Origin of the sequence: Arenimonas sp. (assembly GCF_044353605.1) — a bacterium.
GTDB lineage: Bacteria > Pseudomonadota > Gammaproteobacteria > Xanthomonadales > Xanthomonadaceae > Arenimonas.
The window spans coordinates 86,381-99,754 of sequence record NZ_JBILBO010000001.1 but is presented as its reverse complement, the minus strand read 5'-3'; the positions used below and the strand labels follow the sequence as shown (position 1 = coordinate 99,754).

13 protein-coding genes are annotated in these 13,374 nt (G+C 61.2%); 5 read left to right on the top strand and 8 right to left on the bottom strand.

What is annotated here, in order from left to right:
* From rng to ACIQ1A_RS00465, 3 genes are read left to right on the top strand one after another with little or no spacing between them, the layout of a single operon-like run.
* Positions 1-1,488 carry a ribonuclease G gene (gene rng, locus ACIQ1A_RS00475; protein ID WP_395769118.1) on the top strand — a complete coding sequence of 496 codons (1,488 nt, stop codon included), beginning with the start codon at positions 1-3 and terminating at the stop codon, positions 1,486-1,488.
* 3 nt (positions 1,489-1,491) lie between these two features.
* Positions 1,492-5,274, top strand: coding sequence for a YhdP family protein (locus tag ACIQ1A_RS00470; RefSeq protein ID WP_395769117.1), 3,783 nt, complete (start codon positions 1,492-1,494; stop codon positions 5,272-5,274).
* Positions 5,271-5,999 carry an N-acetylmuramoyl-L-alanine amidase gene (locus tag ACIQ1A_RS00465; RefSeq protein ID WP_395769116.1) on the top strand — a complete coding sequence of 243 codons (729 nt, stop codon included), beginning with the start codon at positions 5,271-5,273 and terminating at the stop codon, positions 5,997-5,999. The genes ACIQ1A_RS00470 and ACIQ1A_RS00465 overlap by 4 nt, the downstream gene beginning before the upstream one ends.
* Here ACIQ1A_RS00465 and ACIQ1A_RS00460 read toward each other — a convergent pair.
* The 4 genes from ACIQ1A_RS00460 to ACIQ1A_RS00445 all read right to left on the bottom strand — a co-directional run bounded on the left by ACIQ1A_RS00460 (position 5,985) and on the right by ACIQ1A_RS00445 (position 8,538).
* Complete coding sequence (locus ACIQ1A_RS00460; protein ID WP_395769115.1) at positions 5,985-7,103, bottom strand: SMP-30/gluconolactonase/LRE family protein; 1,119 nt, start codon at positions 7,101-7,103, stop codon at positions 5,985-5,987. The genes ACIQ1A_RS00465 and ACIQ1A_RS00460 overlap by 15 nt on opposite strands.
* Positions 7,100-7,498, bottom strand: coding sequence for a nuclear transport factor 2 family protein (locus ACIQ1A_RS00455; protein WP_395769114.1), 399 nt, complete (start codon positions 7,496-7,498; stop codon positions 7,100-7,102). Before ACIQ1A_RS00455 ends, ACIQ1A_RS00460 begins: the two co-directional genes overlap by 4 nt.
* Positions 7,499-7,581: 83 nt before the next feature.
* Positions 7,582-8,073, bottom strand: coding sequence for a cupin domain-containing protein (locus tag ACIQ1A_RS00450; protein ID WP_395769113.1), 492 nt, complete (start codon positions 8,071-8,073; stop codon positions 7,582-7,584).
* A 117-nt stretch (positions 8,074-8,190) separates the two neighbouring features.
* Complete coding sequence (locus tag ACIQ1A_RS00445; protein ID WP_395769112.1) at positions 8,191-8,538, bottom strand: hypothetical protein; 348 nt, start codon at positions 8,536-8,538, stop codon at positions 8,191-8,193.
* 176 nt (positions 8,539-8,714) lie between these two features.
* Between ACIQ1A_RS00445 and tldD the strand changes: the two genes are divergently transcribed.
* On the top strand, positions 8,715-10,160 hold the full coding sequence (tldD, locus tag ACIQ1A_RS00440; RefSeq protein ID WP_395769111.1) for a metalloprotease TldD: 1,446 nt from the start codon (positions 8,715-8,717) through the stop codon (positions 10,158-10,160).
* Here tldD and yjgA read toward each other — a convergent pair.
* The gene (yjgA, locus tag ACIQ1A_RS00435) at positions 10,157-10,693 is read right to left on the bottom strand and encodes a ribosome biogenesis factor YjgA (RefSeq protein WP_395769110.1); all 537 of its coding nucleotides are present in this window, start codon (positions 10,691-10,693) and stop codon (positions 10,157-10,159) included. The genes tldD and yjgA overlap by 4 nt on opposite strands.
* Positions 10,694-10,720: 27 nt before the next feature.
* Between yjgA and pmbA the strand changes: the two genes are divergently transcribed.
* A complete protein-coding gene (pmbA, locus tag ACIQ1A_RS00430; RefSeq protein WP_395769109.1) occupies positions 10,721-12,073 on the top strand; it encodes a metalloprotease PmbA in 1,353 nt (450 codons plus the stop codon).
* A gap of 56 nt (positions 12,074-12,129) precedes the next feature.
* Here pmbA and ACIQ1A_RS00425 read toward each other — a convergent pair whose 3' ends face one another.
* From ACIQ1A_RS00425 to ACIQ1A_RS00415, 3 genes are read right to left on the bottom strand one after another with little or no spacing between them, the layout of a single operon-like run.
* Positions 12,130-12,618, bottom strand: coding sequence for a hypothetical protein (locus ACIQ1A_RS00425; protein ID WP_395769108.1), 489 nt, complete (start codon positions 12,616-12,618; stop codon positions 12,130-12,132).
* Between the two features lie 59 nt (positions 12,619-12,677).
* A complete protein-coding gene (locus ACIQ1A_RS00420; RefSeq protein ID WP_395769107.1) occupies positions 12,678-12,890 on the bottom strand; it encodes a helix-turn-helix transcriptional regulator in 213 nt (70 codons plus the stop codon).
* 5 nt (positions 12,891-12,895) lie between these two features.
* Positions 12,896-13,321, bottom strand: coding sequence for a hypothetical protein (locus ACIQ1A_RS00415; protein WP_395769106.1), 426 nt, complete (start codon positions 13,319-13,321; stop codon positions 12,896-12,898).
* Positions 13,322-13,374: the final 53 nt, after the last annotated feature.

Sequence of the window (13,374 nt, the reverse complement as noted above, 5' to 3'; positions counted from 1 at the left end):
ATGACGCCCAATGAAGAACTGCTGATCAACGTCACGCCGCGCGAGATCCGCGTGGCGGTGATCGAGAATGGCCTGTTGCAGGAATTGCACATCGAGCGCAGTTCACGTCGCGGCGTACTGGGCAATCTCTATAAAGGCCGGGTGCAACGGGTCATGCCCGGCATGCAGGCGGCTTTCGTCGATATCGGTCTGGAGCGTGCGGCTTTCCTGCATGCTTCCGATATTGTGTCGCCCGCGAACCAAACCTTCGCCGGGGAATCGGTGGTGCCCGAAACCCGACCCCAGCCTTTGATTACCTCACTGGTGCATGAAGGCCAGGAAATCGTGGTGCAGGTCATCAAGGATCCGATCGGCAGCAAAGGCGCGCGCCTGACCACCGAAATCTCGATTCCGTCGCGTTATCTGGTGCTGTTGCCGGATTCACAGGTGGTCGGCATTTCCAGCCGTATTGATGATGACAACGAACGCCAGCGTCTCAAACAGCTGGTACAAACCCATGCCGATACCACCGGTTTCGGCTACATCGTGCGCACCAACGCCGAGGGCATCGACGCCGCTTACATCGAGCAGGACATCGCCTATCTGAACCGGGCCATCGCGGTGCTGCGTCAGCGCGCCAAGAGTCACAAGGTCGGTGAATGCATCTATGAGGATCTGTCGTTGCCGATGCGGGCGGTGCGCGATCTGTTGCACGCGCGTACCGCCACCGTGCTCATCGACTCTCACGAAACCTTCGACAAGGTCCAGCGTTTCGCGCAGCAATTGATGCCGGGATTGTCCGACCGCATCCAGCATTATTCCGGGGAGCGCCCGATCTTCGATCTTTACGGGGTCGAGGACGAAATCGGCCGCGCACTCGACAAGCAGGTGCCGCTGAAATCCGGCGGCTACCTCGTTTTCGACCAGACCGAGGCGATGACCTCGGTCGACATCAATACCGGCTCCTTCCTCGGCCAGAAGAACCTCGAGGAAACCGCTTACCGGACCAATCTGGAAGCCGCGCAATCGGTTGCGCGCCAGCTGCGTCTGCGCAATCTTGGCGGCATCATCATCATCGATTTCATCGACATGCATGATCCCGAGCATAAGCGTCAGGTGCTGCGCACGCTCGAGAAGGGCCTTACCAACGACCATGTCAAGACCACGGTGTACGATTTCTCGCCGCTGGGCCTGGTCGAAATGACCCGCAAGCGCACTATCGAAAGTCTGCAACGCCAGCTGTGCGAACCGTGCCCGGCCTGCAGCGGACGCGGCTACATCAAGACTGCGGAAACGGTCATTTATGAAATCTTCCGGGAAGTCACCCGCGCCGTGCGCCAGTTCGAAGCCGAAAGAGTCATGGTCATGGCGGCGCCGAAGGTCGTGGCGAAGATCACTGAAGAGGAATCCGCCGCCGTGGCCGAACTGGAGGTGTTCATCGGCAAGGACATCCGTTTCCAGCCCGACGAGCAGTACGCGCAGGATCAATTCGACGTGGTTCTGTCCTGACCGATGCCGAGTCCGCTGCGCCGCACTTTACGAATCACCCGCCGGACCGCCGGCTATGGCTTTCTGGTGTTGTTGATTCTTGCCGCGCTCTTGGTCAGCGTTGCGAATCTGTTACTGCCGTTCATCGAAAACAACCCCGAGCGCGTGCAGGCCTGGTTGACGGAACGTGTCGGTCAGCCGGTTCGTTTCAAGCACAGCAGTACCGAATGGACACGGCGTGGCCCTCGCATCAGTTTGAGCGGTCTGCGCGTCGGCGAGGGTGGCAGTGCAGTTGAAATCGCCCGTGCCGAACTGTTGGTGGCCGTCTATTCCGGCCTGCTTCCGGGTCATCCGCTGACCGAACTTAAAGCCAAGGACCTGCATCTGCGGCTAGAGCAACTTCCCGATGACAGCTGGCAGCTGTTGGGGGTGCCACGCCAGGAAAATAGCAAAACCGATGCTCTGGATGTGCTGTCCGGATTCGGTGAGTTGCAGTTGGAGCGCTCTGACTTGGTCATACGGCCGAACCGTCACCCAGCCATCCGCATCCCCCGCATCGACATGCGCATGCGCGTACAAGGTCGGCAATTGCGCGTCGGGCTGCGTGCCGAGGCGCGCCGGGGAGATGCCCCGCTGCAGTTGGTCGCCGATCTCGATCGTCGCGACATGAGCGGTCGTTTATGGGGCGGCGGCGAAAACCTGCATGCCGGTCACTGGCTGGCGCTGTTTCCCGGGCTCAAAGTTCCCGCAGTCGAATCTGAAACGGATGTGGATGTCTGGGCACAGATTGATCGCCGTCGGATTGTTCGTGTTCATGGCCGTGTGCAGGTTTCCGATTTGGCGCTGGTGTCGACCAAAGCGGATTCGGCGCGACTGCGACTGCGCAAAGACAATCTATTCGATGACATCCGCGGCCAATGGTTCTGGCAGCGCACCGCAGTTGGCTGGCAGGCCTCCATTCCTGAAATCCGCTTCGACAAAGGCGGCGGCAGTGAGCGCATCCGTGATGTTCGGCTTATGGCCGATTCGCAGCGCTGGGCGGCGCAAGCCCAAGAGGTGGCACTGAATCCGTTCACGGTCATCACGCCGCTGGCCAAAGGCCAGTTGCCTGATCTGGATGCCTGGCTCAATCGTGCCGGCATCCGCGGACAGATCAGCGCGGTTAAAGCCGGTGGTCGTATTGACTTCAGCCGTTGGCAGGGCGCCGGTTATGGCGCTGACATCGGCTTCAAACCGATTGGCGGTGCGCCTGGCTTTCAAGGCATCTCCGGGGTATTGAATGCCGATGAGCGCGGCGGGGTATTGCGCTTCGCTGACAAGCCGGTGGTTCTGGACTGGCCGGTATCTTTCGGACGCAAAGTGCCCAGCCGTTTTGAAGGATCCATGGCCTGGTGGCGATCGGGTCCCGATTGGGTGCTGGGTACGCATGATTTGAGCTGGAAAGGCGATGGCATGGCTTTGAAGCTGGATACCGAAATGCACTTCATGGCCGGACGCAAAGCGCCGCTGTTGAATCTTGCGGCGCGCCTGGAGACCTTCGATTTCGCTACGGCCAAACGCTTCTGGCTTCGGCATCTGATGCCCAAAGCCAGCATTGACTGGTTGGATATGGCCTTGGTCAAAGGCACGGTGCAGGACGGTTCGGTCGTCATCAGCGGCGATTTGGCCGATTGGCCGTTCGCCAACAAGGCCGGACGTTTCAGTGCCACGGCGACCGTGCTTGCCGAGCAGCTGAAATTCGCCACCGATTGGCCGGCGGCCGAAAACGCGGTGCTTGCCGTGGACTTCAATGGCCCGGGATTCAGCGCCATCGGCACGGCCGACTTTCTTGGCAATCGCGTGCAGGTCAAACCGAGCGGCATCGCGCGCTTCCATGATTCGGAGCTGGCCATCGATGTGCATACCGATTCGGATTTTTCCCGGCTGATGCCGGTGCTGCAGCAGACCCCGTTGAAAGCCAAAGTCGGCGAAGCAGTGACCGCACTGGTCGGCAAAGGCCCGGTCAGTGCCGATGTGCGCATGCTGTTTCCGCTGAAGAAGGGCCTCGCGTTCAATCGCATCGACGGTGACATCGATTTGCGCGGCGTGGCCGTACGTTCCCCGGATTGGAATCTGGCCATGGGCGATGCCAAGGGCCGCGCCCGTTTCGATAACGACGGATTCAGTGCTGCCGGCATTCGCGGTCGCATGGAGAAGAATCCGGTGTCGCTGGACCTGCGCGTCGGACGAAACCATGTCAAAGACGCCGGCAACCGCGTTGAAGCAGCCATCGCCGGTCCATTCCACACCGACACGCTGCTGCGTTACGATCCTTCGCTGGCCGATTTGAAAGGGGTGCTGAACGGACAAAGCCAATGGCAGTTCGGCATCAGCATGCCGGAAGTCCGTGGCGGCGTTGAAGCCCCGGTGCTGCTGGAAGCGCAATCGAACATGGTCGGTACCGAAATCCGGCTACCGGTGCCGCTGAATAAACCGGCCGCAACGGCACAGGCGTTTCAACTGCGCACCAATCTTCCGGCCGACAAGGGCGTAATCGAATTCCGGCTCGGCCCGGCGTTCCGGCTGCTGCTGAAAAAACCGAAAGACAAGCCGATGGCTGGCATTGCCTTGTTCGGTGCACAGACCCAAGGCAGTATTCCCGTCAGTGGTTTCTCGGTGCGTGGCAGCAGTGATGAATTCGACGCGCCGGCCTGGCTGGCGCTGGCCAAAAAAGCCGAGGACGGCGCCGGTCTGCAGAGTTTCGATCTGAGCGTCTCTCATCTGCGTCTGATGGGCGAAGACTTCGGCCTGACCCGCCTGCAGCTGGCGCCGGCGTCGGAAGCCATGGGCGTGCGCGCCAGTGGTGCACGTCTGGATGGACAGCTGACGCTGTCCAAAGCCGCCAACGTCCCGGTCACGGCCAAATTCAGCCGTGTGCATTTCGCCCAGGCCGGCGTGCCGGCACAGAAAGCGCCGGTGGCCATGCAACCGCTGGACGTCGGCAATCCGGCGGCCTTGCCGCCGATCAATCTGGTGATCGAGGATCTGCGTTTCGGCGATGTGCTGTTGGGCCGCAGCGAGATGCAGACCGTTCCCGCCAATCAGGGCCTGCTGATCCAGAAATTCAGTACCCAGTCGGCCATGCTCAGCACCAGTGCCAGCGGCCTCTGGCAGGGCGAAGGCGCGCAGGCGCGAACCTCGCTGCAGGCCAACGTCAGCAGCCCGGATCTGGGCAAGCTGTTGAGCGTGGCAAAATACGGCAGCGCCATCCGGCGCGGAAAAACCACGGCCAAACTCAGCGGCGTGTGGAACGGGGCGCCGATGGATTTCAGTCTGGCCGGTTTCAACGGCCTGCTGGATCTGCGCATTGACGAAGGCCAGTTCCCGGAAGTGAAGGCCGGCGGCGGCCGTCTACTCGGGCTGATGAGTCTGGCCGAATTGCCGCGCCGTCTGTCCTTGAACTTCAATGATCTGACCGACAAAGGCCTCGGTTTCAACAGCATCAAGGGGGAGTTCCGTTTCGCCAACGGCAATGCCACCACCCAGAATCTGCGCATCGATGCGCCCGCGGCAGACATAAAGATCAGCGGCAGCACCGATCTGGTCAATGAGCGTTTCGATCAACGCGTGCTGGTGCAGCCCAAGGCCGGCGGCATTCTGCCAATCATCGGTGCCGCCACCGCCGGACCGCTGGGTGCTGCAGCCGGTGTGGTGGCCCAGGCCGTGCTCGATAAGCCACTCAAGGAAGGTTCGGCCACCGAATACCGGATTACCGGCCCATGGAAAGAACCCGAGGTGCTGAAGCAAAGCGGCGGTGAGCGCAAATGAGTGGACTTTCCCGCCTGCTGCGCGTTTTGCCGTTGCTGATGCTCGCGGCCTGCGTGCATCAGGCGCCGCGCAATCCCATGGCGCAGTGGTCGCCTTCGGAAAATTTCGACGAGCGCCGGCCGCGCCTGATCGTTTTGCATGCCACCGAAATGGATTCGGCCGAAGCCGCATTGCGCGTGCTGAAAACCGAAAACAGCGGCGGCCGGGTCAGCGCGCATTACCTGATTGCCGAAGACGGCCGTATTTTCCAATTGGTGTCCGACAGCAAACGGGCCTGGCATGCGGGCGGGGGCCGTTGGCGCGGCATCAATGATCTGAATTCGGTCTCGCTCGGCATCGAACTGGACAACGACGGCACCGAAGACTTCGCACCGGCGCAGCTGGCCGCACTCAAGGAACTGCTGGTCGATCTGTGCACGCGTCACGGCATTCCGCGCGATGCAGTGATCGCACACGGCGATATGGCGCCGACCCGCAAGCGCGACCCGAGCGCGCGTTTTCCCTGGCAGGAATTATGGCAGGCCGGATTCGGCGTCTGGTATGCGGCCGATCTGCCGGAGCCGCCGCCGGAGTTCGACACCGTCTTGGCCCTGCAGACCTTCGGTTACGACACCCGCGATCTGCCGGCCGCGGTGCGTGCCTTCAGCCGCCGCTTCCGAGGCGAAGAACATGAAGTTCTGGATGCCACCGACCGGCGCATCCTCTACGACTTAATCACGCCCTGAGTCGAGCGGGTTAGGCATCCAGCCGAGATATCCGGCATGCAAGCTCTGGATGTACAGACGCTCCGCGGTTTCGGTGACGCCGGTCGATTCCGGATAGGCGCCGTCCGGATCCTGCAAATCGGCCACAATGCGGCCGTCTTCGGTGAACGCGAACACATGCCCGTAGGGCTTGGGAATCGGCCACCAGGCGCGCGGCAGACGCAGGGTCAGTTTGCGCAGAAAGGGTTTGTCGGCCAGCGTGTCGAGCGTGGCGTTGCGCGGCTTGGCGAACCCGGCCCAGATCCGGCCATCGCGGCCACGGGTCAGATTGTCCGGATAGCCGGGCAGGTTGTCGAACAGCACGACGGCTTGCGCACTGCCGCTGCCCACATCCAGATCACGTGCGCTCACATCCAATTTCCAGATGCGTGAACGCCCGGTTTCGTTGACGAACAGATGCCGGCCGTCGCGGCTCAGCGCCACGCCGTTGGCGAAACTCAAACCGGTGGCCAGCACGCGCGTGCTGCGCGTGTCCGGTTCATACACCAGGATACGGCCGGTGGCCGATTGTTCGAGGATGTCGAGCACGCTGGCTTCGAAGGTGCCGCCCCAATCGGCCGGTGCGAATCGGCGCGAGGCATCGCTGAAATAGAGTGTGCCGTCGGCAGCCACAGCCACCGCATCGGCATAGCGGATTGGATCGCCGGCGACGGTGTTGGTCAGCACGCGCACTTTGCCGGTGGTGTCGATGGACAGCAGGCCGTTCAAGGCATCGGCTGCAATCAGATTGCCGGCGGCATCGAAATCGAAACCGAGCACGCGCCCGCCGGTGTCGGTGAATACCGACAGCCCGCTGCCATCAGGATTCATGCGCAGGATGCGGCCGCTGGCCACCGCGGCATACAGCAAACCGTCCGGGCCGAGGGCGACATGTTCGGGGCCGCTGTCGCCGTTCAAGGCGATGCGCTGCAATCCGGACAGGCGACGGTTCGGCGCATGTACGCCGAGATAGCCCGGTGCCGCCGCGCTGCGCCATACTTTGGGCTCAGCAGGCACCGGCCAGAAACACAGATACGCCCCCGCCGCGATCAGCGCGACCAAGAGTAATTTCAGGAATGCTTTCATGCGCCTGGTTTACCGGCCGCCAGCATCGCGCCCATTTTCTGGTGAATCAGGTTGACCGCCTTCAGCGGCCGCAGCATGACTTTGAATTCGGTGAGCTGCTGGGCACCATTCCAACGCAGCATGTCCACGCCGTTGACTCGGATGCCGTCGATGTCCACTTCGAATTCCAGCACTGCATCGTTCGGGCCGACCACTTCGCGCACGTAATGGAAACTGTCGTTGATGAACACCTGCAGCGCCGCGCCCAAATACGCACGGGTGATGGCCTTGCCGTGTTGTGGTGTGTGCACCACCGGCGAATGAAACACCACGTCCTCGGCCAGCAGGGCGTCCAAGCCGCGCGGATCGCGGCTGCGTACCAAATCGTGCCAGACGGACAGGGCGGAGGAGGGCATGGTAGGGTCCTGTAATGCGTGCGTTCAGTTAAGATTTCGCGCAGTCGCACCGTATGGGGTGCGACTATTGGACGCAACAACTGTTATTTTGCCGCACTCACGGAAGCCACGGCATCCAGCGGCGACTCAAAAGCAATGAACAGCACGCATGGGACAGTGCTTACGCAGACGGCATCGTGCGGGCGTTTGGCGGGACCATAGGCATAGGTGCCCACGGTAAGCACGGCTTTGTCCTGGCCTTCGTAGGTGACATGAAGCTCACCCGCTACCAGAATCATGCGCTCAGCCGAGGTATGCCAGTGAAGCGGAAGGGTGGACTTGGCAGGCACTTTGAGAAACACATCGACATTGTCTTTTGCAGGGTCGCCTTGAAGCACGGCGATGCCGCATCCGGCAGGCATGAACGGCGGGCATCCACCCCAGGTGAGCTGTGCATCATTGGCGTTCCGTGTCAGTGCGAGTTCCTGAGCGGGAGCCTGGGCATTGGCGTAGGATACGGCCGCCATGAATAAAAAAAGCAACGAGCACTGTAATTTCGAGCACAACGAACGACGAATCAGAGTTTGGTGGCGCATAGTGAGTTCCTCATTTGGTTGAAAATATCGAACAGCGCAATTTCCGCCAAGGTCTGAAAGAAGGCACCGCCGCGGATGGGCTTAGTTTAATCACATTCCGGTCCGGCTGGGATAATTTCAGGCGGACGGTTCGTTCTCTTTTGGCGTTAGCAAAACGAAGAGAATAACGCCTATTCCGAGTCCTATGAGGGTTGCACCAATATCATGGAGATCGAAAACCAGAGTGTGACTTGACTGCTGCAGGAGTTTCCAAGCGATTAGCCCGAGTCCGGCAATTAGCGAGACAATCACAAAGCGCTGGCGCAACGCAGAATAGGAGGAGGTTGGTTGCTGGTCGGCCCATATCCCCAGTAACACAAACGGGATTGCGATGGCAGCGACCACGTTTGGCATTACTCCCATTAAGTACGAAACGATCTCAGGCGCATCAAACTGCATTTTTCTGCCCCAGTGGACGAGGCTCAAAACTGTCAATGCTCCGATTCCGGCAAGTGCGTATCGGTCTGAAGCTTAATTTTCGCTCCTGTAGGCTAATTGCAATTGGATCCCCCGAAGGGGCGATATCCGCATTATTAGCGCTTATCCGGACCGGGTAAACCCCGGATTCAGTCCCTTCACGCCCCAGCCTGCTAAAATAGGCCATGACTGATATTCTGACCCGCGCCAGCGCGCAACTGCTCACCCCCTACAACCTCGATCTGGACGGCATTGACCATGCCATGGCCGACCTGATGGGCCCCGGCATCGACTTTGGTGATTTCTACTTCCAGCACAGCAAACGCGAGAACTGGACCTTCGAGGATGGCATCGTGAAAGACGGTGCGCACTCCATCGAGCAGGGCGTGGGTGTGCGTGCGGTCAGCAGCGAGAAGACCGGCTTCGCCTATTCCGACGCCATGGATGCCGCCGCCCTGCGCGAATCGGCCTTGGCCGCCCGCGCCATTTCGGCCAGCGGGGCCAGCCAGGCGCACAAAGTGGCGGCCGTGCGCGCCGCCCCGAAATCCCTGTACGACGGCATCGACCCGATCGCCGGCATGCCGGCCGATGAGAAAGTGGCCCTGCTGCGCGCCGTGGACGCCTACGTACGGGCCAAGGAAGCGCGGGTGATCAAGGTGACGGTCAGTCTGGCCGGTGCGCTCGACACCATTCTGGTGCTGAATTCCGCCGGGGTGCTGGCCGCCGATATCCGGCCGCTGGTGCGGGTCAATGTACAGGTGATCGTGGAGCAGAACGGCCGGCGTGAATCCGGTTATGCCGGCGGCGGCGGGCGTTTCGATTACGCCGAACTGTTCAGCGGCAAACGCCCGTTCGCCATCGCCGATGAAGCCCTGCGCCAGGCGCTGGTGAATCTGGAGGCCATCGACGCCCCGGCCGGAGTCATGCCGGTGGTGCTCGGTTCCGGCTGGCCCGGCGTGCTGCTGCACGAAGCCGTGGGCCATGGCCTGGAAGGCGATTTCAACCGCAAGGGCATTTCGGTGTATTCCGGCCGCATCGGCGAGCGCGTGGCGGCCAAGGGCGTCACCATCGTGGACGACGGCACGCTGGCCAAACGCCGCGGTTCGCTGAGCGTGGACGATGAAGGCACGCCGACCCAATACAATGTGCTGATTGAAGACGGCATCCTGCGCGGCTACATGCAGGACACCCTGAACGCGCGCCTGATGGGCGTGGCCCCGACCGGCAACGGCCGGCGCGAGAGCTTCGCGCACCTGCCCATGCCGCGCATGACCAACACCTACATGCTGGCCGGCGATACGCCGCAGGCGGAATTGATTGCCTCGGTGAAGAAAGGCCTGTATGCGCCGAATTTCGGCGGCGGCCAGGTCGATATCACCTCGGGCAAGTTCGTGTTCACCGCCTCGGAAGCCTATCTGATTGAAGACGGAAAAATCACCCGGCCGGTCAAGGGCGCCACCCTGATCGGTAACGGCCCGGACACCATGAATAAAGTCAGCATGATCGGCAACGATCTGGCGCTGGATGCCGGTGTCGGTATCTGCGGCAAAGACGGGCAGAGCGTACCGGTCGGCGTCGGTCAGCCGAGTTTGAAAATCGACGGCATGACCGTCGGCGGAACCAACGCCTAATCGGCGGGCGAATCCTTATGCACGTCGCGCAGCACACGGAACAATTCGCGGTAGGCATGCGGCGGTTTGTTTTTCGTCTTCTCGAACTGCGCGTTGCGGATCAGCTGGCGGATTTGCTGGCTGTCGGCCTGCGGAAACTGCGCCATGAAGCGGGTCAAGGCATCGGTATCGCCGGCGATCAGCTGGTCGCGCAGGGCTTCGATGCGGTGCGTCTCGGCCACTTCCCGGCGCACGTCCGCCTTGTCGAAGTTGAGCAGGGCGCGCCAGGCATCCAGGGTTTCCGGATCTTCCTTACGCATCTGCTTGGCCACGTACTGCAGTTGCCGCTTTTTGGCGATCTGCGCGGTAATTTTCTGGCAGAACCCGATGTGGCCCAGCATTTCTTCCGAGACCGGCATCTGCATCAGGCGCGCCATCGGGATTTCCACCATGCGCGCGGCCAGTTCCAGCACGGCCAGGGCCGCACGGCGTTCTTCGCCGCGGCTGGGGCCTAGGAACTCCCCGGTTTCTTCATCCACACCACGTTTCGTCATCACACGTCCGAATTCAGGCAAAAGACCATGAACACCATGCCCACCGATCCCGATTATGCCCAGCCATTGTACACCCTGGCCGAGCAGGTCCTGAGCCTCTGCCGCCAAAGCGGTGCCGATCAGGCCGAGGTCTCGCTGTCGCAGGACACCGGCTTCGCCGCCAATGTCCGTCTGGGCGAGGTGGAAACCGTCGAGCGCACCAACGACCAGGGCGTGGCAGTTACTGTTTATGTGAACCAGCGCAAGGGCACCGCCAGCACCGCCGATCTGCGCCCCGAATCGCTGCGCGAAACCGTGGCCCAGGCCTGCGCCATCGCGCGTTACACCGAAGCCGATGCCGCGTCCGGCTTGGCCGATGCCGAACGTTTGGCCGGTGCGCCGATGGATTTCGATCTGTGGCATCCGCGCGAACTGAGCGCCGAGCAGGGCATTGCGCTGGCGCTGGAATGCGAGGCCGCGGGTTTGCATGCACCGGGCATCAGCAATTCCGATGGCGCTGGCTTCAACAGCGGCCGCAGCACCGCGGTGTATGCCAACTCGCACGGTTTCTTTGGCGCCGAACGCAGCACGCATTATTCGCTCAGCTGTTCGCTGATCGCCGGCAAGGAGCAATCCATGCAGCGCGATTACTGGTATTCCACCGCACTGCAGTTCGAGGGTCTGGATCCGGCCCGCGCCATCGGCCTGAAAGCGGCCGAACGCACCGCTGCAAGGCTGAATCCGCGTTCGGTGAAAACCGGGCAGTATCCGGTCTTGTTCGCGCCGGAACTGGCGCGTGGTCTGATTGGCTCTTTCCTCGGTGCGGTGTCCGGCGGCAATCTGTACCGGCAGGCCAGCTTCCTGCAGGATTCCATCGGTCGCCGCATTTTTCCGGAATGGTTGGACCTGTACGAAAACCCGCACATCGCGCGCGGTTTCCGCTCCGCCTATTTCGATGCCGAAGGTGTGGCCACCACGGCCAGTGCCATCGTGTCCGGCGGTGTCATCCAGCGCTATCTGCTCGGCAGTTATTCCGCGCGCAAGCTCGGCCTGCAATCCACCGGCAATGCCGGCGGCGTGCATAACCTCAAAGTCAGCGCCAATGCCGGCGATCTGAAGAGTCTGATCAAGGCCATGGGCACCGGGCTGTTGGTCACTGAACTGATGGGGCAGGGCGTGAATACCCTGACCGGCGATTACTCACGCGGCGCGGCCGGGTTCTGGATCGAGAACGGGGAAATCCAGTATGCGGTCGATGAGCTGACCATCGCCGGCAATCTGGCGCAGATGCTGCCGGCCATCGAAGCCATCGGTGACGACGTCGACACCCGCTCGCACGTGCAGGTCGGATCGCTGCTGATTGGCCGGATGACCGTGGCCGGCAACGATTCGGCCGATTAAATTCCATCCCCGGAAATGTAGGGGCGATTCATGAATCGCCCTTACGCTGTTTACGATTAAAGCGTTTCCACCGGTTGCAACCGGCGGCGCAGTTCGGCATCGTCATGGCGCGAGGTCGGAAAGTCATAACGGCCGTAGCCGTCGCGGATGATCGCATCAATCAGCAGGCCGTAGTCCGGGTCCTGATCCTGCTTTGGGCGGATGCGGAAAAAAGCCGCGCCTTTCTCGGCCTTGTGCGGCAGGTAAATGCCGCATTCCCAATCCGCCGAACCGGCAGCGGCCGGATTCTTCGGCGGCACGATATACACATGCAGGCATTTATCGTTGCGCAGCAGATACTGTGCGTTGGAATCGCGCTGCACCACGGTGTAAATGCCGGCGGCCAGAATGAAGGTCGCGGCTTTTTCCACGAACACATAGGGTTCGCTTAATTGATAGCGGGCGCCGTTTTCCACCGGCTTCAGGCTACGCGGGTGCACGCTTTTGGCCAGAAGCGGAGAGGCGAGCGAAACAGCGGTCAATCCGGCAAAAACGATGAGGCGCATGCAATACAGCTCAGCAATGAAGAGGCGCCTAGGATAATATCCGTGTCCGGTTTTGCCAATCACTCCTGCGCGTTAGCATCCCATTCGAACACCTCGGCCAGCGGCACGCCGAACACATCGGCGATGCGGAACGCGGCTTCCAACGAGGGCGCGTATTTGCCCGCCTCGATCGCGGCCACGGTCTGCCGGGTCAAGCCGATGCGCAGGCCGAGTTCAGCCTGCGACATCTCGCCCTGCATGAAGCGCAGCGTGCGGATTTTATTGCGGATCACCCCGCTCACGCGTGTTGCCTGCGGTAAGCACGGATGATACTGATCGAGAACACGGCTTCGGCCAGCACGATCATGAAGAACGCGGTATTGGCGATTTCCCAGCCGGCATTGGTGAACGGCATGAAACCGCCAACCACAATCATGCCGGTAATCAACACGCCGTAAGCGTAACCGCGGGCTTTATGGGCGATGGTGGTGTCGCGCTCGTCCATTGGTAGTTTGGCTTCGCCGGGCGCGCTGCGGCGCAGCAGCAAGTGGCCGATGCCCAGAATCGCCGCCCACGACAGGGAGGTCACGGCATACAAGGCCATTTGTTTGAGATTGGGAATTTCCGGGCCGGGCGGGTGCATCGAAGACCAGGTGAAGTAGGGAATAAATACCGCCAGCATCGACAGCAAGGACAACCAGGCCACTTTTTCACGGTACGGCATTGCACACTCCTTAGGTAGGTTTAATTTAACTCAGTGTTAAATAAACTATACAT